Raw genomic sequence first — 19,191 nt, 5'->3', positions numbered from 1 at the left:
CGTTCCGCAATGACTGTTTCGTTTCGGTTGATGCTGTCAAAGGTTCGTTGCCTTGAGCAGACCAGCCCTGCGACGGATGGCTAAAAGACTGGACATAGTGGATCGCGAAAGCCCAGACAGCATTTCGATATCGCTTGGTGACATACCTTCTTTCGATACAAAGCAGACGAGGTTTTGATGATTAGTCGTCGTCAATCATCCTGGACCAATTGCGAAAACTGAAGTGTCCAGAGATAGATGGACACGCTACAAGCTGTCCAACGGGTGCACCCAGGAGCCTGCCAACTCGGGTCTCAAAGTATCGAACAAATGGAACAGAGTTTTGCTGCACGGACTATAGCGACAGCGGTGACATCTCAGCTATCCCAGCTTGAAGCGAGGATGACGCTGCACATATCGATCCGCCGGAAATGAGGATCTTTGAACGCCAGGACGTCGTCGTTGAAGGTTCCGAAGGTACTGTCGGGGCGGTGCTTCATGCCCCTATAAAAGGCATCGATGATCCCCTGCTTGAAGTCGGTTTCTCGCGGAAAGGCGGCGAGGACTGCCTCGCGCTGCGCGTCGCTGAATTGGTCGTAGCCGCGGCCTGCCACATCCATGCCGGCTCCCGCTTGGACCAGTGCGATTTCCGGGCGCATATGCTCCGGTATGCCAGGCGTGGTGTGGAGAGCGACGGCATTCCAAACCGTTTCGATATCGCTTGCGGAAATGCCGTGTCCCCGGAGAAAATCACGCGCCGCATTCGCGCCATCCACTTCGAAGCGTAGCTGACTGTTTTCATAGCGTGCAGTCAGGCCAAGGTCATGGAACATGGCGGCGGTGTAGAGCAGTTCCGGGTCAAAATTCATCCCGATCCGGTTGCCCGTCATTGCTCCCCAGACATAGACCCGGGCCGAGTGATGGAAAAGCAAATCGCTCTCGGTATCTCGAATGAGTTGCGTCACTTCTCGCGCAATTTTGCTGTCGGGAATGCGCACCCCCGATATTTGCTCAAGCGTCATTGTTTCTATCCTAATCGTTAGTTGGCCGCCGCAGGCTGCTCTCGGTCACTTCCGGAAGCCCATCGCGAATCTCGCATGAGACTGCAGAAATCCCGGCGGTGGAAATGCGGATCCTTATCTGCCATCACATCGGCGAGGCCGGTACCTTGTGTGGTCTGAGGGCGATGCTTCAAGCCGTCGTAAAGGGCTTGCAGAACGTCCTCCGAGAATCGTGATGAACGCGGATACTTCTCTTCAACAGCGTTGCGCTGGAGATCGGTGAATTCATCATAGCCGAGGCCCACCAGATCCATCATTACCCCTTCGGCAGTCAGTGCAGCGATGGGGTTGAGATGCGCGGAAATTCCCGGCGTCGTGTGCAGCGCGATCGCAAGCCAGACCCTTTCGATGTCATCTTCCGAAATGCCGTGGCTCCGCAAGAAATCGCGCGCTGCGTTCGCGCCATCGACTTCGAAGCGCAACTGGCTTTCCCGAAAGCCGGTTGTCAGGCCGAGATCATGAAACATGGCCGCCGTGTAGAAAAGTTCCGGATCAAACCTCAGATCCCTACGCTTCCCAGCCAAGGCGCCCCAAACATAGACGCGTTGGGAGTGTTGAAACAGAAGATCACTTTCGGTATCTCGAATGAACTGCGTCGCCTGGCGAGCCAATGGGCTGTCGGGAATTTTTATGTCCGCAGTTTCGCTGGCGGTCATGATTTTTCACTCCATAGCAACTTACGATATGCAGGATCTGCGGAGCTGTGACCTAATTTTCAAGGACCGCCTGCGGCGTGTTCCGGAAGCTGATGGCCATGCGATTGTAGCTGTTCATCAGGCTGATCGCGATCGTGAGGTCGACGAGCTGTTTTTCGTCGAAAACACCGCGTGCGGCTTTATAAGCGCTATCCGGCACGCCGGTCTCGGCGACACGCGTCACGCTCTCGGCCCAGGCAAGCGCTGCGCGTTCGGTCTCGCTGAAGAGACTACCACCTTCTTCCCACGCTTGCACCAGCGCGAGCTTTTCGACCTTCATTCCCTTCTTGAGGAGGTCGCGTGTGTGCATATCAAGGCAATAGGCGCAGTTGTTGATCTGCGAGACGCGCAGATAGACAAGGTCCACCAGTTCGCCAGGCAGATCGCTTTGCATGACATAGCCATAGACCCCGCCGAGCGCCTTGGCGCCGTTGGGAGCGATCTGGTTGTAGTCGAGCCTCTTGGTCATCGGTTTAATCTCTTCGGTCCTATTTGACGGGGGTGGTGAGCGCCTTGTCGTCAGAGTCGACGACGAAGACCGCGAGCAACTTGGCTGGCTTTGTCTTGCTTGCATTGCGGCTGATTGAATGGCTGGCGTTCGGTGGTTCGGACCAACTCTCACCCGCCTTGTAGATGCGCGTCTCACCATCGTTCACCTTCGACTCGATTTCACCTGAGATCACATAGGCGTAGATGAAGGCTGACTTGGCGTGTGTGTGCGGCGGGGAAGCCGCACCGGGTGCATAATCGACTTCCACAACGACGAGCGACTTGCCGGGGATATTCGGAATTACTTGGTTGAACATGGGCTTGACGGTTTCGGTCTGACCGTCATGCGCCGGGGCGGGTTCGGCAATCGCGAAGGCAAGTGCTGCGCAGGTGGCGGCAACGATGGTGTGGACTTTCATGGACTTTCTCCTTCTGTCATCCCCAAAATGGGCCTATCATGCGCCAGAAAAAAGAACCAAGAACGCGAATAAATCATGTACCACGACAGCATGAACAGGCCGCTTGAGCTTAATCTTGACCGCACGGCAAAGATACCATTGTCGGAGCAGATCCGAAGGGGGTTTACCACGGCCATCGAGAATGGAGTGTTGGAGCCCGGTGCGCGCCTGCCCTCTTGGCAGGATCTCGCTGCCCAACTTGGTGTCGCGCGCGGTACTGTGCGGACAGCGTATGAGAAGTTGGCGGCCGCCCAGTTGATCGAGGCGTCACGGGCGACTGGGACGCGCGTTGCCCAACGTCCTCGGGCCGTCGCGAAGAGCAAGCATCCGGCCGACGCAGGTTCGTTCATGGAAATCTATCGCGAGATGACGCAGGGACCTGCGCTCTTTCAGATGGGGGTGCCCGGAATCGAGACCTTTCCGGCAACATTGTTCGCACGCATTCATGCGCACGCGGTTCGCGCCGAGGCGAGTGCGCCGCCCCTCTATCCGGATCCTCGCGGCGAGCCCGAGCTGCGGCGGGAGATCGCGGGTTACCTTGCCGTCGCTCGCGGCATCCATTGCGCGCCGTCGCAGATCATTATCACCGGGGGCTTCAGCGCCGGGCTCGGTTTGACCCTCAGCGTTCTTGGCCTTGGCGGGCATAATGCCTGGGTCGAGAACCCCGGCTTTCCGTGGTCCAGGAAAGGACTTGCACTCGCACGCCTGTCCCTCGCTCCCATTCCGGTTGATGCCGACGGTATCGATATCGATCATGGCCTACGCCACCATCCTGATGCGAAACTCGTCGTCGTGACCCCCGGTCAGCACGCGCCCCTCGGTTCCACCTTGTCGCTTGAGCGACGTCTCCGACTGCTCGAGTGGGCAGCCGCGAACAGGGTTTGGGTGATCGAGGACGACTATCTGAGCGAGTTGCAACTGGCCGGAAGGGCTGCGCCTGCGCTCGCGTCGCTCGACCGGGCCGGACGGGTTATTCACATCGGCTCATTCAGCAAGACCATCAGTCCGACCATTCGGCTTGGCTTTCTGATAGCACCTCCCGACCTGGTCTCCCGGTTCGCGGAGGTGGCGGCGTGTCTCGCGCCGCCACCTGGTCCAGCCGTGCAAATGGCAACCGCCGAGTTCATGCATGAGGGACACTACATGCGCCATCTACGGCGCACCAAGCGCGCATATGCAGCTAAGCGGCAGGCGCTGCTGGAGTGTCTTCAAGCATTCGTCGGCGCCGAACGCCTCGCCGCCCCCGGGCTGGCCGTGTTGCTGAATTTGCCGAGGGGAACCGCGGACTTAGCCATCGCGCGCGAAGTCTCGGCGTTCGGCATGTCTCCGTCGCCGCTTTCAGCCTGGTATGTGACGCCAGAAAGCGCCGAGCAGGGGCTTCTCCTTGGTGTCGCAACTGCCCCGACGAAAAATCTTGTTCGATCCTGCGAACAGCTTTTCGAGGCAATCCGTCGGCTCGGCTGTCCGGCTTCGATGCTCGTGCGCGGTTAAAGCACCAAGCAATCCGAGTAACGCGTCGGACGAGCGCAAGCCGGGGCTGCTGCACAAGGCGACTACGCGCGGGTTGGGCGGTCATGAACAGGGCGAGATCATGCATTGAGACAGCCGGCTGGATATGCGCGAGCAAGCTATTCTCCCCTGACGGTCTCGCGCGAATGGGCCGCGCCTTATCGAACTGCGATCCTTTGGCACGGGCACCTGAAGCCGGAACCGACCGGTTCCCGGCATGCAATCCCGTCTCCAATGAAGCCGTGGGTGATCGGCCAGAATTTGCGGCCCGGCCCGCATGATAAACAGCATGAAAAACATGTTCAGGAAGTGCTGGAGCTGGAGCCACCAGGGAAAGTTGGAATCAACCGACGGCGCCGACTGTGCGATCAAAAGATGGTTCCGGGTGAAACCTGCGACAGAAGGCAGTTCGTGCAGACGTTGTCAGGGCTATATCAGACAGAGTAACGCGGCCGCTGCGATGGGGAGGGACGACAGTGTATTGATCCAACGCTGACCAATTCTAATGCGTGGAACAATCCCGTGCTGGGGTGGCATCCAGTGATTGAGCGGATGCGATCGCCCGCATCGCGGAGCCTGGTGCGAAGCGGCTCGGGCGGCGGAGATTGTGGACTTGTGGATATTGGCGATCGCCTTCTGCCATTGATTGCGCCTGACGGGAGCGTCAGCCGCAAATCTTGGTGAGCGCTGAACCTTTGTGAAAGGCGATGTGTTCGGTCTTGCTGCTCTTGATCTCGTATTGCGGTGCTTCGGCGCTGGCATGATGCGTGTAGCTGTTGACGTTGAAATCGCGAGTATGGATGCGAATGATCATGCCGCTGACGCGGCCGGCCTCCGAATTCCAGCTCACATGATCGCCAATCTTGAAGTCGTTCCCCATCGCATTTCGCTCTAAATTAGGCGCGGCGGTTCGCCGAAGTATTGCAGCCCCGCGCCTGCATCGATCATGCGCCTAAACCTGCGTCCGTAACAACGATTTGGTCGGCAATTCGATCCACTCATCGTGCTTCACGCTCAGACTTCACAGGCAGCGCCACTCTGCCGTCGCTGATGGAGGATAGGAACCGTGGGTCTTCGCAGCAATTGATCGTTTGAGCGTGAGATCGAGGCATTCTACCGCGCGATTTTTCGCGGTGGCATGAAAGTTAATCAGTCCAAGGATTTTACCGCTTCGGTGAATTTAGACCTATGATCGCAATCGGATCTCTGGCCCGATACTGCAGCGAAGGTCTGTGAGCAATCCATCTGTCAGGCCATAGATCCAGCCGTGAATAACAATTTGCTTGTTTGCTCGCCACGCCGAGCGAATGATCGGCGTTCGGGCCAAGCGGTCCACCTGCGCAATGACAGAGAGTTCACAGAGCCGTTCAAGGCGTTTGTCCTCATTCTCAATATGTTCAAGACAGCTAAAGTTACTGTCGGCAACATCCCGGATCGGCTGTAACCAATGGTCTATGATGCCATGACTTTCACCATCCATTGCCGCGCGTATGCCGCCACAGCCATAATGACCGCAGACGATGATCTGCCGGACACCGAGCACCTCAACGGCGAACTCGACCACCGACAACAGATTGAGATCAGTGGGATGCACAAGATTTGCCACGTTCCGCTGGACAAAAACCTCTCCCGGTTCAAGGCCCGTGATGACATTCGCCGGCACGCGGCTATCTGAGCAACCGATCCACAGATAATCAGGCTTCTGGATAGCCGAAAGATCGCGAAAGTAGTTTGGGTTCGCGCTGGTTTTTTGGGCGGCCCAGACCTTGTTGTTGGAAAGCAGTTTGGCGATCATTTGTGCAGTGGCTCCACGATCAAGGCCAATTTCGCATCCGCAAGGGCGTCTTCTGCCCTGCACTTCACAATACGCTCGAACATGCCCATCTCCGACGCTGACTGATCAGAACCATTTAGCTCGGCTAGCTCGAAGTCAATGCCTAACCCCAGGAAGTTCGTCAGGAGAGAAGAGAGCTGATATGCGTTAACTGCGATTCCTCGCTTTTCAACCGGAGCGTTGAGGCGCGCCGCCACAGCGCAATCAAATCGGAAGTGCATCGCGGACAAGCTTGTGAGGCGAAAGTCTCAAACAAGCGTTGAGCGAAGCAACTAGGGCGCCAATCCGAAATCGGCAGGATCAGGGATGGTCTGCTTCAAGACTTCGGCGATGCTAGGTCTGCTTCGCATTGAGAGACTTCCATCCTTGTCGCATTTCGAGTGAATGATCTCGACCAACCGATCCGCACTTGGCTTCAGCCGAGCCTCAATGGCCGCGACCCGTTCGTCTTTCACCTCAGCGGGGCTCGGCTCGGCCGCAAACCTGTCCCTTGCGGCGGCATTTGTACCGCGCCCCGGCGGCAGTGTTCTAGCCACAGCAAGAGGCACCTCTGCCAATCGGTGTCCGGTCGGATCAGGCAATTCTTCTGTTTCTTTCGGTTGCAAAACGCCCCCATAACTCTCATCGAGCGCGGGAACCCGAAGCAGGGTGACGAAATCAGCATCCGGAACGACGGGTTGGTTTTCCCTGGAAGCGCGCGCTGCCTGATTGAGATGAGCAACCTGATGGTACCGAAGTCTTTTTCCGAAGATAGGTCTCTGGCCCTCAACGAGCAGGATTATCCGATCTTCCGGCATCTGACGGACCTCCTGAGGCATCATCAGATCGCGCTCGCGGATCTGCTCGACCTTGGTTCGCCGCGGAAGGCCCATCAGTTCCAAGGTGCGGGATTCGGATTTGTATCGGATCGTCTTCTTGCCGAGCGCACGGGACGCATACTCGGCCGTCGCCTGATCATTGGCGCCGAGAATGAGCTGCAGGCCGCAATTTCCAAGCAAGGAATGCCTGGATGTCTCACCGTAGATCTCGTCGAGGTTCTTCAGGTCCTGAATGATGAAGGCCATTTTGATGTTGTAGCCGGCGACGTAGGGAAGCTTGTTCATGATCTCGTCCATCTTCTTCAGCTGCCTGAATTCGTCGAGCAGGAAGTAAGCGGGCAGGGCGGCTGGATTGAAATCCCGGGTCAGGAGATCCATGCTCTGCTGTACGAACAGCGTCAGCAATGGCCGCAGGATCGTCACGTCGCTGATGTTGGGCGCGAGGTAGATTGTTACCGGGCGCCGGCGCATCGAGGCGAGGTCGATGTCGGTCACGTGGGTCGCGGCAATGACCCGCTCGTTACGGAACGGCTGCATTGCCCTTTGAATGTCCAGAAGCGCCGATCGCGCCGCACGCTCACTGAGCGAGATATAGGCGTTGAAGCTGTCGGTCGTAAAGCGGGAGAGATCGGTTTCATTCTCCTTGATCGTCTTCATCAGCACCTGCAGATCGACGCCTGAATTGAATATGCTGTTCACCTCGCCAAAGTTGCGGCGGTTCTTGTAGTGGCTGCTCTCCAACACGTAGCTGATGACGCCAGCGATGACCTGCTGAGCTGCCCCTTGCCACACAGCGTTATCAGATCCACTCGTTTCGGGGATGAGGATGTTGGCCATATTCTGGATATCGATGGTACGGTTGCCGCGGTCCTGACGGACAAAGTCCAATGGGTTCCACCGATGCGTTTTCTGGGCGCCGGGTGAGAACAGAAAGACCTGATGTCCGTTGGCTTTCCGGTAGCCGGCGGTTTGCTGAAAGATCTCGCCTTTGAGGTCGGTCACGATCATCGAGCCCGGAAACATCAAAGCATTCGGGATGACATAGCCGACGCCCTTTCCCGATCGGGTCGGACCGATGACAAGATGATGCCGATCATCCCGGCGTCGCAGGATGCTGCGCCCGATCAATCCAAAAATATGGCCATCCTTGCGAAGCCATTTTCCGCGTCGGATCGAGGCGATGTCCTGGAATGCCGCATCGCCCAGCGGGTTGGAAGGTCGCCGCAGACCAAAGGCGCCTGCCGCTGCCGCCATCGCCAGTGCGGGAACGAGCGCGCCGAGGGCTGCAATCCGCAGTGCGCGATTGCCCGAATAGGCCCAAAATTGTAGCAACGGGGCAAGCGGATTGGCCGTCACCATCAGGTGGAGAATTCGGCCGTCCTTGTAAAGAAACTGCAAGATTAGCGCATAGCCGATCGCCCAAACGGCGACGGCGATCAATCCGCAAAACAACAGGTAGCCCGCGAGGTAAGTCCTGCTCATTGCGCATGCCTGGCGAAATAGATCTCGGAAACGCCGCGGCGGCCGCCCTCGCGGCGCAACTGAATGACGACGGGGATGACCATCTTGATATACGACATGAGATCTCGCTTCGAGTAGCCCGATGACATCCCGGCTTGTTGCATCATCATCGCTAGCTGCTCATAGGCGCCGAGCGGCGTATCGGCGTGAACCGTCGACATGCTGCCGGGGTGGCCGGTGTTGATGGCCCGCAAAAAGGCGAAGGCTTCCGCGCCCCTGATTTCTCCCACGAACAGGCGGTCCGGTCGCATGCGCAGTGATGCTTCGAGCAGCGACTGGATGGTGACTTGCGCGGTGCCCTGATCGCCACGGGACGCCAGGAGATGGACGACGTTTTTCTGCGGCGGAAAGAGTTCCCGCGTATCCTCTAACGTCAAGATGCGCTCGGAGGGGTCGATTGTCTTCAGGCATGCATTCAAAAACGTGGTCTTGCCGGTCGATGTGCCTCCGCTGATCAGGATCGATATCCGCTGCCGGATTGCGGTGTCAATGAAGTCATAGATTCGCTCGGCTTTCAGATGCTCGATCAGCGCTCGCTCTGCCTCACTCAGGCCACCGACTGCGACCGAAACCCCCTCCAGCGATCCGTTGTCACGATATTCCTCAAGCGTGAAATTGCTGGTCACCTGTTTACGAATGGAGATGGCCCCGCCATCAGCGGCGGCAGGCGGCAGCACGATCTGGATACGCTCTCCCGTCGGCAACGCCGCGCTCAGGATCGGATTGGCGCGACTGATGAACTGATGCGTTGCACCCGCGACCCGCTCGCCGATATTTTCGATTTCGGACGCGGTCAGTGCCGGTGCCTCATGGTGTTCCATCGCATCGGCGCCGAGACGCTCGACATAGACGTGGCCCGGTCGATTGACCGAGATCTCGACAACCTCGGGGTCAGTCAAAAAGATCCGGAGCGGGTCGAGAGCACGTCCGAGAAAATAATAGGGGCTGTTGTCAACGGCTTTGATTTTGGCGAAGGCCTCGTTCATGCTTGATTTCCTTCAGTGCTTCCTCGACCGGATCCGGGTACATGGCGGAAAAATCGAGGTCCTGGCGGACATAGACGAAAATGCGCTCGCCTTGGTGAACGCTGATCGTCGGCGGGATCTTCAGATTCTCCAAGCGCCTGATTGGCCATGTTGGAGAAGGTCTGGGCGATGGTGTCGCGCGCAAGCTCGGCAGCGCGGTCGGCGTCTGTTTCACCGCCGCTGCTGCTCGAGTTGCTCTGGCTGCCGCCATATCCGGTCAGATAAGACGAACCGGCGCCGACGATGGAAAGCAGGATGGCCGAGCCAAAGCGCTCACGCCATTTGTTGTCGACGATGCCGGTGAGACCAGATCTGCCAAGACTGTCAGTGCCGATGCTGTTCAGGCGTACGGACACGCCGTCATCGCGCAGCAATCTTGTCCAAATGACAAAGATGCGCTTCTGGCCGCGGGTGATGTCCGACTGATATTCTCCGATGAGACGAGTGCCGGTCGGTATGAGGACGCGGCGTCCGTCGAAAGAATAGACGTCCTGCGAGGTGATGGCGCGGATTTGCCCCGGCAGATCGCTGTTGATGGCGGTCTCGAGAATTCCGGGAATGAGCGTTCCTTCCGGTATCATCGCGTCGATGCGATCGATTTGCCGGGCCTTGGCGGAGCGATCGCCAATGGAGGTGGCGGTGGCGAGGAACTTGCTGTTGCGATCTTCGCCTGCAACAGTCGGTCCGCCCTCCGTGCTGCCAGGCCCTAGCGATCCCTGGCCGATGTCGGATTTGCTGCTGTCGATCACCACCTGCTTCGACAGGAAACGCTTTGGAAACTCGTCGATCTTTTCCGGCGGCACGGGCGTTGTCTGATTGCCTTCAACCACCACGCCAGGCGGAGGCGGAACATCGAATTTTGTCGTATCGGACGCGTCATCTTGCTTTGCTGAGGGTGGATCCGGGAGCTTGATAACCGGGTCAGGTGATTTTTCCGGCTGCTTGTCGCTATCCCGTAGAAACGAGGGTGGCCGGAAGGTCGTCGTCGTGAACTCTTCTTCCCCTTCAAGATTTTCCGGCGCGCGTTTCTGGGGCGCAAAGACGACAACATATGCCAGTGCTGCTCCGCCGAATATAAGAGCGGCTGCCCCAAGCAATTGCTTTCGTCGGACTCGCTGGTCCCGGATGGCAACCTCGTCGCCGGCGAGCATCGCTTCCAGTTCTGGAGACCGCTGCATCAGTTTCCACTCCTTCGGCGCGTCGTTGCCTGGTCATCAAGTTTCGCACCCATCACGTTTGGGTCGGGTGCACCAAAGTCCGGCTTCCTCAAATTGAAGATGCAGGTCCACTGGTCGCCGTCGCGCAGGGTATATTGGGTTGCCGTGCCGTCGACGACGATATAGTCGCCCTCCCGTCGGAAGTTTCGTAATGTCTCGGTAAAGTCGCTATTCACCGCGAACATAGCTGGCACCTTGGCGCCAAACTTGAAGAACGTCTTCTTGCCGTCGTCAAACACCATCAACGGCTTCAATTTACCGTCGCCAGAAAACGAATAGTCGATGTTGACGTTGGCCTTGTCGATACCGGCCATGTTCGGATTGGCGGCACGGGCCTCTGCCTCCTTGCGCAAGGAGGCATTGAGGTCCTTTTCGGGATAGACGAAGCGGATGCCGAAGACCTTTATCCCGTCCTCAGGCGCGTTATCGTTGAGCTCGAGGTAATAGATGCGCTTGGTGGTCACCACGTTCATATTGGTAGTGACGTTCTTTGCCCTGGGCTTTACGAAGAGAATATTGCCTTTGTCCGTCGGGACGACATCCCAACTGTCGGTATCGCCGAGCGCAACAGTCTCGAACTTCTCGTCTTCGTCGAAGATGATCATCGTCGAAATGCCGTAGGTCGCAAATACGCGCACGACATTGTTGGGCTGGTAGACAACGCTGGTGACACGCGGATCGAGGCGGCCGGAGGCTGGCGTTTCGGCAGAATAAGCAGGGGTAAGAGGGCCAAGCAACATCGCCGCGGCAAGGAAAGTACGCCGTATCATCAAGGACTCCCCTCGGTGACCGTTTCCTGGTCCCGGCGATAATCGTAGACTTGGAAACCGAGTGGGTTTTCGAAACGCCATTCATTGGTCGCGGGGGTGTCGGTATAACGATAGCGGACGACAGCGATCCAATGCCTGGGGATGGTTTCCGCATCGGACTGCTCGACCGTCGAGAACCGAACAATGCCGGTACTGGCATTCGGGAAGGTCACCGAGGCGATTTCGGTCGTGACGCGCTTGTTTCGGCCATAGACCCTGGCCGGGTTTTGGACATTGGCCGCACTATAGAGGTCCTGCAAGGCGCGCGCCGCATTGCCGGTCGACAGAAGTGCCGCGATCCCGAAATTCTCCTCGATCGCATAAGGATCATAGCCTTCCCGAGAGCGGATGTAGCGAACGATGTTGGCCTGGGTGATGGCCTGCTGCTCTGTCAGGCTTGCTGGCCTCGTGAGCCCGGTCTTGACCTCGATGTAACCAGTGTTCTTGTCGACCTCGACGATATAGGGCTCGAAGCTCTTCAAAGGCACGAGCATGGCAAGCGTTACCAAGCTGACGAGCGTGATCGCGCCAAAGATGCTGGTGACAAACCAGGCGAGCGCGCGTGACCGTCTCGCTCGTCCGACAACCTCCTGCTCCCAAATATCCCCGCTCTGATAATAGGTCCGCAGCCGCTCATCATTCGTATCTGCCATCGCAATTCATGCCTTTTAAACGTCTTAGGCCTATTCAGGCGGGGGTACTGTTCTGGGTGATTTTCGTTTGCATCGCTGCCCTGGCGCCTGAACTATCGCCATCTTCGTCGCCGTTTCTCGATCGATCACGAAGCGCTCGGCCCGCGCGGTTTGCCGTACGCCCCGCGGTTGTCGTCCCTCGCAAAATTCCAAAACCAACCGCCTGTGTCGCTCGGCTGGCAGCGGACCCGATCCCGGCACTGATGCCGCCGGCAATGCCTTGGCCGATCGACTGGATATAAAGCATGACGAAGGCGCCAGCGGCGCAGAGAAGCGTGAAGCCAGCGATGTCGGCAAGCGTCAGGGTTCTCGTGCCGGTGGCGGCGTTGATCTTGGTCAGTTCCGGGTTCATTGCAGCGATCAGGAAAGACGCAACGACGTAGATGAACAAAGGGATCAGCGCGTAGGTGAGGACCTGGTTGAACCACCCGACGCCGTAGCCTCGCGTTCGCTCGAACAGCATGCAGGCGATGAAGATCGGCGCGGTGCCGATCAACACCCACAGCATGACTTTCGCAAGGATCAGGATCGCCAGCGCGACGGCGATGAAGATGCCGGCGCCGACCATGATCAACACGCCGACCGCGCTCGGAAGGATCGAGAAATATCCGGATTGTTCGGCAAAGGCGGAGGCAGCCTGGTTGGCGGTCTTCCAGATCTGCGACAGTCCATTCGTCGGCTCCGTAATTCCAGTCCCGGATGCTGCAAGGATGGCCCGGCCAACGTCTTCGGGCGTATCGTTGATCCAGTGATAGAACAGGTTGTTGAAATTTGACCATGATCCGACAAGGGCGAGGATGATCATCATCCGGACGATGCGGCTGACGATTTCGGAGACGCTGACGCGAGCGGTGCCGAGAAAGAGCTGCAGCCCATAATAGGCGACGTAGACCACGAGCATGATCTGCAGCAGCGGCATGATCTCCTGGCCGACGACGCCGTAGGCCTTTTCCGAAAACGTTGTTCCGGAGTTCTCGATACGCTTCAGCAAATCGCCGAGAAAATCTTCCATCGCCAGACCTCAGTTCATTCCGATAGCCGCAAACGCTGCGGCAGGATCATTGACGGCATGCATCGGCCCGCAGCTTTGACGCGGATCTTCCGCGTAGGAGCTCAGTTCGGCCGGACGCTTACACGGAGCGGTTTTTTCCTTGACGGTGCCGCAAGCCGATAAACCTGCGACGATGACGGCTATCGCCAGGCGCACCAGGGTTTGCAGGACCTCAGTTGCCATAGCTCAGCGCTTTTTTGCTGTTGGAAATATCGGTCAGCCGTCTCTGGTTGTCCGCCTGGAGTGATGTCACCGCCCCGTTCATCACGCCGATCATCTCGTTCAAGGTTAGCCCGGACTGGACTTGCAATTGGGTGTTCTGGTCGATCGAGCCCTTGATATCCTCGGCCTTGCCGATCTGCTGACCGGCGGCTTCAAAAGCGTTTCGTCTGGTCTCGGTGGCTTTTTGGGCGCCATTGATCAATGCGGATACACCAAGAACGGTATTGACCAACTGCTCATAGGATTTGTCGCTGGCAAGACCGCTGTTGTCCTTGCCGGAAAGCGATTTGACCAGTTGCAGGCCGTTGATGAAGGCGGTCGCCACTTTCGACACGTCACCGCTCATGTTGCCAAAGTCAGGGACGCCGCCTTTGATCAGGCTATCGAGAGAGGGCATGGCGGACACGCTGAAGCCCTGGCCGATCGCCAGGTTCTGCAGTGTCTGGGACGTGCTTCCTCGATCACCGGTGACGGCCTTTAGGGTATCTTCGACCGTCGTCAGGATGTTCTTGTTGGTGTCGAGGATATGATCGGTCGTGTCGGCGGTCTGCTTGGCGATCTCATAGTTCTTCTTGTCGATCACCGGTACATCGGCATGAGCAAGGCTCGACGTCAAAGCGGCAAACCCGGCGGCTATCATGAAAAGCTTCATCATCGGCTCCTATTGAGGTTGCAGCATGAGCTGGATGCTGGCGGCGTCCTGCCGTTTTGCGACACATGCCTTTTGTTCGGGGTCCCAAACAAGGTCGAGCGTCGGATCGCAAAATCCCGTCGTGTCGCGCGGCTGGTTCCGTTCGCTCCGGCTTGCCGTTGATTGCGATGAACTCGAGACACTGGATAGCGCGACGGCATTGCGGGAATTGATCAGCTCAGCCATTGAACCGCCGAGCTTGATGACTTCGTACAGCATTTCAAGGTTGGCATTGCGGACGGTCGAATTGTGGTCCCAACTGTCCTGGATGGTTCCGGTCTGCAATTCCGCCAGTTGCCGATACCAACTCCCGACATTCGACAGGCTCTCCGATGTGGCCTTGGTCGTGCCCATCGCATTCAGCGTGGAATCCCTCATGCCGGTATAGGCGGTTTCGCCGCCACCATAGTTCAGCGGAATTCCCGATTTGTCGGAACCGCCAAAGGCTGGCAGCCAGTCCTGTGTGATGCTGCGGACATAGCCTTGAGTTTCCTTGAACGGTGGAATGCCGCCATATTTGTTGACACTTCCGGGGCCTGAATTGTAGGCGGCAAGCGCCAGCGAGACGTTGCCATCGTAGCGGCGCAGTTGCTGGTTGTAGTACGTCGCGCCGCCTCGCAGATTATCCTCGATATTGTTTTCGTTGACACCGAGTTGGTTTGCGGTGCCAGGCATCAGCTGTGTCAGGCCCGTTGCACCAGCGCCGGACTTGGCGCAGGGATTGAAGCGGCTCTCCTGGTAGACGAGGGAGAGGAACTGGTTTTCGTCGACACCCTCTTCGCGCGCGACGCGGCGCACCAGGCCTGAAATCTCGGAATTCTGGTTTGCGGCGCCGACTGGATCATTGGGCGCCGAGGGCCGGTACATCGAGCAGGTCACCGACGTGCTGATGCTATGGCGATCCTGATCGGTGGTTTCGATATCGCTGGTCGTCGCATCGCGGGCTGTATCCTGCTTAAGCGTCGTCTGATCGATCACCGGAACGTCGGCAAAGGCGACGTTTGCTGACTGAGAGAGTGCGACGGCGACCAAGGGGAGGCAGAGCGGTCTCATGGCCAGCCCTCCCATCCGCAAAAGGATGGAAGCCAGGCCGATGGTTTATCGCCAAGATCATGGCGCAGTCGCGCGCATTCCTCGATGGTCTCCCTGCGGCCGGACAGAACCTTGATCATATCCGGCATGGCAGTGAGGTCGAGCCTGGCAATCACGCTGTCATTGCCGTGTTTGATCAGGAAGCTGCGCTTTTCCGGCGGTGTCGTGCGAATGAAGCTGAATTCCTTCACGGTCAGGCCGAAGCGCCTGATATAGCTCTCCTCGTCCGCGCGCGGATTGGGAAAATGGATGTTCGTCGCCGATTGTTCGATCAGCGTGTGCGATGCCGGCGCCCTGGCGATATCGGCTGCCGACTGTGTTCCAAAGCCGACGATGCCGTTCAGCTTGCGGATCGTCTTCATCTTATCGACGATGAAGTCGCTGAAGGTCGCATCCCGCAACAGACGCCAGCCCTCATCCATGAAGATCATCACGGGCGTGCCGTCCAGAAGCTCGTCCAGCCGATGGAAGATATACATCAGCGCCGGTGTTCTCAGTTCCTCGTTATCGAGGATGCTTGTCATGTCGAAGCCGAAGACGCGGTGGTCGGACAGGGAAAGCACATCGTGCTCGGCGTTGAACAGCCAGGCTTTTTCCCCGTCGATCCAGGGACGCAGGCGTGCGCTCAGGTCGTTGGGGCCTGCGCGCAATCGGCCGATCAGGAGGCCGGAGAGATTTGCAAGGTTTCGCTGGGCAGCCGGTTCCTGCATCAGGCGTAGCAAGGCCCGTTCGAGAATGTCTTCTTCTTCCTGGTCGAAATCGCTGCCGTCGGCGCGACCGAGCATCACTTTCAGCAGCCGTAGGAGAAATTCGCGGTTAGGACCGGTGTTATCGAGCTGCAGTGGATTGAAGCCCGTCGATGTTCCATGCGTCAGGACCTCGTAGGCGCCGTTCATGGCACGAACGAAGATCTCGCCACCTCGATCCTTGTCGAAGAAAACCGCCTTTGGCGCCGGCTGGACGCGAAATGCTTGTGCGAGCAGGAAGGTAAGCGCGACAGTCTTTCCGGATCCCGTCGGGCCGGTGACCAGGAAATGGCCGATATCACGTCGATGGAAATTGAACCAGTATGGCGTCTGGCTGCTGGTCTCAAGGATGGTGATCGGCGTTCCCCAATGGGTGGTCTCTGAATGGCCGGTGGCGAAATTATGCATCGAGGACAGACCGGCATAATTCGCGCTGGATAAAAGCGCCTTACGAGCGATGTAGGCATGGTTTCCCGGAAGCTGCGCCCAGAACCCCGCCTCGAGGTTGAGGTCCTCACGAAGCCAGTTGATGTTCATGTCGGTGAGGCATGCGCCAAGATCGGAGACGGCCCTGTTGACACCATCCAGATCGCGCGACAGGCACAGCAGCGTCATATGATGGAGGCCGAACACAGCTTCCTGGTTCATCAGGCTGTTGAGTGCGAATTCGATATCATTTTCGACATCGCTACCTGCTTCGTCGGAGGCTGCGATCTGCCGCCTGAGGCGAGAGATCCGTTCTTGAGCGATTGGCTTGTCGGTGATCGTGAAGGACTGCGTCAGAATGAATTCGTGGTTGACTTGCAGCAGCCCGTCCAGCATCCCGGGACCTGTAAAGGGTGGATATTCCTTGATCGACAGCATCGCGCCAAAACGGTCATCTGCTTTGACAGGAGCCTGTGCCTGCATCGTTCGCCTGGAGAAATGCAGGCGGGAGCTTCCGACGTAATTGGCGATGCTCATGCGGGGCAGGCGCATCTTGCGAGGGATACCGCAACTGAGAAGCCTGTGCAGGAACTCGCAGGGCTCGGAATAGGGCTCGTCATCGCGATAAACGATGCCGAGCGGTCGGGCTCCGTATTTTTGAAGATCGCGGCAGATGCTGCCAACCAGCTCTTCGAGCTCGCCGACGGACTCGCGCAACCGGTCGTCGGCCACCTCCCGTGAGCCCGCCCTGTCGACAAGCCGGCTCGCCTTGTCGCCGATGGCGAGCGCCCCTCGTATCCCCGAGCGCAGGACACTGATGTAGAGTTCGTTGGTGAACATGCGCTTTTCGCTCAATTGCGCCATGTAGCGGCGATCGAGCAGGGCGCAGAAGGGGTCGTCGAATGCGCCTTCGAGATCGGTGTCGACTTGCCTGCGGATCACCGTGGACCAGAGCGAGAAACGGCTCGACCCCAGCGCCCTGATCATGGTGTTTTGGACAACCGATCGCATGTTGAGCTCGGCCTGATCTTCCGTCTGGAAAAACAGCCCATCAAGCCTGATGATCGAGAGCAAGGCGCCACTCTCGAGCCTGACGACTGTGTCAGCGACGTGTCGGGTATAGGGGATATGCCTTGCCATCGGCTTTTCGCGTCCGGCGGTTTTCCCAAAGCCAAGTTCTTCGCGGATGAGTTTCAGCATGACGGTTCACGGTCCGTAGGAGTTGGCGCCCCAGAAGGGTTTGTTGGGCGTCTTTGGAGTCATTCGGGTCGCAACCTGCAACACGTCGAGGATCCTGCTATCCCAGGTGCAGAGCGTGAAGAGGACGAGATAGGCGGCCGGCGCCGTGAGCAGGGCCCAGATGGAATTTGTCGCCAGCCAGGCGATGATGGTCAGCCCAATGATCACGACGATTGCCATGTAGGGCACGCCCCAAAGTGTCGGCGATCGCGTCAGACCGATGACCAGGGGCGTCAAGATCGGCTTGTCGTCACCGACGCCGTTCATTTGTTGCTTCCGACCGTCGACATCAATTGATCGACGATCGCCGGCGCCCCGAACACAAGGCCTATGCCAAGAACGACGGCGCCGGCAGTGAACCAGCTCAAGCGGCCTGCGAATGCCAGAAAACCGAGGCCGATAACGGCGATGATTGCGACGAGGCGACCGAAAGGCCCCGTGATGAAATCGACAACGGCCTGAACGACAGTCTGGAGCGGTGCGAAGGCCTGATTGGTTGCCTGCGCCATGGCAATGTCGGACGCGACAATTTGTGAGGCGACGATCGCTCCAGCAATCATAGCGGCCTTCAACAAACTCTTCTGTCTAGAGGACGTGGTGATAGGCATTTCGCTCTCCTTTGTGTTTTGAACTGCATGACACCTTTGACGAACCGGCCGCCCTGTGCACCGATGACATCGCTGACTTGCTCGGTCGGGCTGGGGCGATGCGTGATCGCGCCGTCGCTCGAAGGCCTGCGTGGTAGCTGCAAGCCGATCTGGTAATTTGTGACCGACGCTACATAGCGAACGGTTTCGCCGAAGGCTGGAACTCCGCCGGCCTCAAAGACGGCTTGCGCGCCGGCATTATAGGCGGCCGCAGCCAGGATCGGGTTTTGGAACTCGTCGACCAAGTTCTTGAGATGACGGATGCCGCCGTCAATGTTGGAAGCGGCATCGCAGATGTCTCGGACACCAAGCTCCTTGGCGGTATCCGGCATCAGTTGCATTGCGCCGCGAGCGCCCTTGGCACTGGTTCGATTTTGGTCGAACCGGCTTTCAGTCCAGGCGATGGCTTTCGCCAATCCAGGATCGACGCCATGGGCTTGCGCACTGACATCAACGAGCTTTTCGATTTCGAAGGCGGTAAGTGGAGACAGGCCGCATGCCGCCGCCACGTGTCGTTCTGCTGCCGGAAATGAATAAGATGTGTTCGTGTCTGTGGTTCGAACACGGATGGCCAGCTGTGCTGACGGCTGCGCATGACCATTTCCATTGCTAGAATTAAACACACCATTTGTGTTCACCAAAGCAGAACCGATAGTTTTCGTGATCTTTCCTGATGGGTCGAGTTCGAAGCCGTCAGTATACTGCAGGGCCTTGATGTTAGACGTGGTCGCTTCGATCGTGGCGTCGCCATAAAAGCGCGATTGATCGAAGGAATAGGCGACACTCGCGCACTTTACGGACACGGCAGCAGCGACGGTCACCAAAACTTTGTTCAACGCAGTGAGCTCCGGTTTTTGTTCGTGAACGACCAAACGGGCTAGAAGTGGGTTGCTTTTTCCGACGGAAACACGTAATTGTCGAGTCGGAATGATTACCGATTATGTTCAATCTTATATCGAAAAATTTGAGT

General features: G+C 57.9%; 19 protein-coding genes and 1 pseudogene. 1 reads left to right on the top strand and 19 read right to left on the bottom strand.

The features are described from left to right. Positions 1-356: 356 nt before the first annotated feature. The 4 genes from CPY51_RS06060 to CPY51_RS06045 are packed head-to-tail and all read right to left on the bottom strand — an operon-like array spanning position 357 to position 2,643. The gene (locus tag CPY51_RS06060) at positions 357-1,001 is read right to left on the bottom strand and encodes an HD domain-containing protein (protein WP_111159375.1); all 645 of its coding nucleotides are present in this window, start codon (positions 999-1,001) and stop codon (positions 357-359) included. A 17-nt stretch (positions 1,002-1,018) separates the two neighbouring features. Further along, entirely contained in the window at positions 1,019-1,696 is a 678-nt protein-coding gene (locus CPY51_RS06055; RefSeq protein WP_111159373.1) for an HD domain-containing protein, read from the bottom strand. A gap of 52 nt (positions 1,697-1,748) precedes the next feature. After that, on the bottom strand, positions 1,749-2,204 hold the full coding sequence (locus tag CPY51_RS06050) for a carboxymuconolactone decarboxylase family protein (RefSeq protein ID WP_111159371.1): 456 nt from the start codon (positions 2,202-2,204) through the stop codon (positions 1,749-1,751). Positions 2,205-2,223: 19 nt separating this feature from the next. After that, a complete protein-coding gene (locus tag CPY51_RS06045) occupies positions 2,224-2,643 on the bottom strand; it encodes a cupin domain-containing protein (RefSeq protein ID WP_111159370.1) in 420 nt (139 codons plus the stop codon). Positions 2,644-2,733: 90 nt separating this feature from the next. Between CPY51_RS06045 and pdxR the strand changes: the two genes are divergently transcribed. Then, on the top strand, positions 2,734-4,173 hold the full coding sequence (gene pdxR / locus CPY51_RS06040; RefSeq protein WP_111159437.1) for a MocR-like pyridoxine biosynthesis transcription factor PdxR: 1,440 nt from the start codon (positions 2,734-2,736) through the stop codon (positions 4,171-4,173). A gap of 682 nt (positions 4,174-4,855) precedes the next feature. Here the strand turns inward: pdxR and CPY51_RS06035 are convergent. The 15 genes and pseudogenes from CPY51_RS06035 to CPY51_RS05960 form a co-directional block, all read right to left on the bottom strand. Continuing rightward, positions 4,856-5,071, bottom strand: coding sequence for a hypervirulence associated TUDOR domain-containing protein (locus CPY51_RS06035; protein WP_111159368.1), 216 nt, complete (start codon positions 5,069-5,071; stop codon positions 4,856-4,858). A gap of 306 nt (positions 5,072-5,377) precedes the next feature. Next, positions 5,378-5,986, bottom strand: coding sequence for a carbonic anhydrase (locus CPY51_RS06030; protein ID WP_111159366.1), 609 nt, complete (start codon positions 5,984-5,986; stop codon positions 5,378-5,380). A 311-nt stretch (positions 5,987-6,297) separates the two neighbouring features. After that, positions 6,298-8,325 carry a type IV secretory system conjugative DNA transfer family protein gene (locus CPY51_RS06020; RefSeq protein ID WP_111159362.1) on the bottom strand — a complete coding sequence of 676 codons (2,028 nt, stop codon included), beginning with the start codon at positions 8,323-8,325 and terminating at the stop codon, positions 6,298-6,300. Next, positions 8,322-9,350, bottom strand: coding sequence for a P-type DNA transfer ATPase VirB11 (virB11, locus tag CPY51_RS06015; RefSeq protein ID WP_111159360.1), 1,029 nt, complete (start codon positions 9,348-9,350; stop codon positions 8,322-8,324). Before virB11 ends, CPY51_RS06020 begins: the two co-directional genes overlap by 4 nt. After that, a pseudogene (virB10, locus tag CPY51_RS06010) lies at positions 9,316-10,567 on the bottom strand (type IV secretion system protein VirB10). The gene virB11 and the pseudogene virB10 overlap by 35 nt, the downstream one beginning before the upstream one ends. Continuing rightward, on the bottom strand, positions 10,567-11,376 hold the full coding sequence (locus CPY51_RS06005; protein WP_111159358.1) for a TrbG/VirB9 family P-type conjugative transfer protein: 810 nt from the start codon (positions 11,374-11,376) through the stop codon (positions 10,567-10,569). The pseudogene virB10 and the gene CPY51_RS06005 overlap by 1 nt, the downstream one beginning before the upstream one ends. Continuing rightward, the gene (locus tag CPY51_RS06000) at positions 11,376-12,068 is read right to left on the bottom strand and encodes a VirB8 family type IV secretion system protein (protein WP_111159356.1); all 693 of its coding nucleotides are present in this window, start codon (positions 12,066-12,068) and stop codon (positions 11,376-11,378) included. Before CPY51_RS06000 ends, CPY51_RS06005 begins: the two co-directional genes overlap by 1 nt. Positions 12,069-12,102: 34 nt before the next feature. After that, on the bottom strand, positions 12,103-13,119 hold the full coding sequence (locus CPY51_RS05995; RefSeq protein ID WP_111159354.1) for a TrbL/VirB6 family protein: 1,017 nt from the start codon (positions 13,117-13,119) through the stop codon (positions 12,103-12,105). Between the two features lie 9 nt (positions 13,120-13,128). Further along, a complete protein-coding gene (locus tag CPY51_RS33175) occupies positions 13,129-13,341 on the bottom strand; it encodes a hypothetical protein (RefSeq protein WP_111159352.1) in 213 nt (70 codons plus the stop codon). After that, on the bottom strand, positions 13,331-14,032 hold the full coding sequence (locus tag CPY51_RS05985; RefSeq protein ID WP_111159350.1) for a type IV secretion system protein: 702 nt from the start codon (positions 14,030-14,032) through the stop codon (positions 13,331-13,333). The genes CPY51_RS33175 and CPY51_RS05985 overlap by 11 nt, the downstream gene beginning before the upstream one ends. Positions 14,033-14,041: 9 nt before the next feature. After that, positions 14,042-15,124 carry a lytic transglycosylase domain-containing protein gene (locus CPY51_RS05980; RefSeq protein WP_111159348.1) on the bottom strand — a complete coding sequence of 361 codons (1,083 nt, stop codon included), beginning with the start codon at positions 15,122-15,124 and terminating at the stop codon, positions 14,042-14,044. Further along, on the bottom strand, positions 15,121-17,535 hold the full coding sequence (locus tag CPY51_RS05975) for a VirB4 family type IV secretion/conjugal transfer ATPase (RefSeq protein WP_111159346.1): 2,415 nt from the start codon (positions 17,533-17,535) through the stop codon (positions 15,121-15,123). Before CPY51_RS05975 ends, CPY51_RS05980 begins: the two co-directional genes overlap by 4 nt. Positions 17,536-17,541: 6 nt before the next feature. Further along, positions 17,542-17,841: a VirB3 family type IV secretion system protein gene (locus tag CPY51_RS05970; protein WP_111159344.1), complete on the bottom strand. Its 300-nt coding sequence runs from the start codon at positions 17,839-17,841 to the stop codon at positions 17,542-17,544. Beyond that, positions 17,838-18,182, bottom strand: coding sequence for a TrbC/VirB2 family type IV secretion system protein (locus tag CPY51_RS05965; protein WP_111159436.1), 345 nt, complete (start codon positions 18,180-18,182; stop codon positions 17,838-17,840). The genes CPY51_RS05970 and CPY51_RS05965 overlap by 4 nt, the downstream gene beginning before the upstream one ends. Next, complete coding sequence (locus CPY51_RS05960; RefSeq protein ID WP_244598481.1) at positions 18,143-19,057, bottom strand: lytic transglycosylase domain-containing protein; 915 nt, start codon at positions 19,055-19,057, stop codon at positions 18,143-18,145. The genes CPY51_RS05965 and CPY51_RS05960 overlap by 40 nt, the downstream gene beginning before the upstream one ends. Between the last annotated feature and the right edge of the window lie 134 nt (positions 19,058-19,191).

This window comes from Arminella tubonensis (assembly GCF_003240585.1).
Taxonomy (GTDB): Bacteria; Pseudomonadota; Alphaproteobacteria; order Rhizobiales; family Rhizobiaceae; genus Rhizobium; species Rhizobium tubonense.
Note: the sequence above shows the minus strand (reverse complement) of the source record. Positions and strands in the feature narration are given on the sequence as shown.

What these genes read in the sequence shown, in the direction of transcription:
- virB11 (WP_111159360.1), bottom strand. Translation starts at nt 9,350, where the DNA reads ATGAACGAGGCCTTCGCCAAAATCAAAGCCGTTGACAACAGCCCCTAT.
- CPY51_RS06050 (WP_111159371.1), bottom strand. Translation starts at nt 2,204, where the DNA reads ATGACCAAGAGGCTCGACTACAACCAGATCGCTCCCAACGGCGCCAAG.
- CPY51_RS06060 (WP_111159375.1), bottom strand. Translation starts at nt 1,001, where the DNA reads ATGACGCTTGAGCAAATATCGGGGGTGCGCATTCCCGACAGCAAAATT.
- CPY51_RS06020 (WP_111159362.1), bottom strand. Translation starts at nt 8,325, where the DNA reads ATGAGCAGGACTTACCTCGCGGGCTACCTGTTGTTTTGCGGATTGATC.
- CPY51_RS05965 (WP_111159436.1), bottom strand. Translation starts at nt 18,182, where the DNA reads ATGCCTATCACCACGTCCTCTAGACAGAAGAGTTTGTTGAAGGCCGCT.
- CPY51_RS06000 (WP_111159356.1), bottom strand. Translation starts at nt 12,068, where the DNA reads ATGGCAGATACGAATGATGAGCGGCTGCGGACCTATTATCAGAGCGGG.
- pdxR (WP_111159437.1), top strand. Translation starts at nt 2,734, where the DNA reads ATGAACAGGCCGCTTGAGCTTAATCTTGACCGCACGGCAAAGATACCA.
- CPY51_RS33175 (WP_111159352.1), bottom strand. Translation starts at nt 13,341, where the DNA reads ATGGCAACTGAGGTCCTGCAAACCCTGGTGCGCCTGGCGATAGCCGTC.
- CPY51_RS06030 (WP_111159366.1), bottom strand. Translation starts at nt 5,986, where the DNA reads ATGATCGCCAAACTGCTTTCCAACAACAAGGTCTGGGCCGCCCAAAAA.
- CPY51_RS05980 (WP_111159348.1), bottom strand. Translation starts at nt 15,124, where the DNA reads ATGAGACCGCTCTGCCTCCCCTTGGTCGCCGTCGCACTCTCTCAGTCA.
- CPY51_RS05985 (WP_111159350.1), bottom strand. Translation starts at nt 14,032, where the DNA reads ATGAAGCTTTTCATGATAGCCGCCGGGTTTGCCGCTTTGACGTCGAGC.
- CPY51_RS05975 (WP_111159346.1), bottom strand. Translation starts at nt 17,535, where the DNA reads ATGCTGAAACTCATCCGCGAAGAACTTGGCTTTGGGAAAACCGCCGGA.
- CPY51_RS05995 (WP_111159354.1), bottom strand. Translation starts at nt 13,119, where the DNA reads ATGGAAGATTTTCTCGGCGATTTGCTGAAGCGTATCGAGAACTCCGGA.
- CPY51_RS06045 (WP_111159370.1), bottom strand. Translation starts at nt 2,643, where the DNA reads ATGAAAGTCCACACCATCGTTGCCGCCACCTGCGCAGCACTTGCCTTC.
- CPY51_RS06055 (WP_111159373.1), bottom strand. Translation starts at nt 1,696, where the DNA reads ATGACCGCCAGCGAAACTGCGGACATAAAAATTCCCGACAGCCCATTG.
- CPY51_RS06035 (WP_111159368.1), bottom strand. Translation starts at nt 5,071, where the DNA reads ATGGGGAACGACTTCAAGATTGGCGATCATGTGAGCTGGAATTCGGAG.
- CPY51_RS05970 (WP_111159344.1), bottom strand. Translation starts at nt 17,841, where the DNA reads ATGAACGGCGTCGGTGACGACAAGCCGATCTTGACGCCCCTGGTCATC.
- CPY51_RS06005 (WP_111159358.1), bottom strand. Translation starts at nt 11,376, where the DNA reads ATGATACGGCGTACTTTCCTTGCCGCGGCGATGTTGCTTGGCCCTCTT.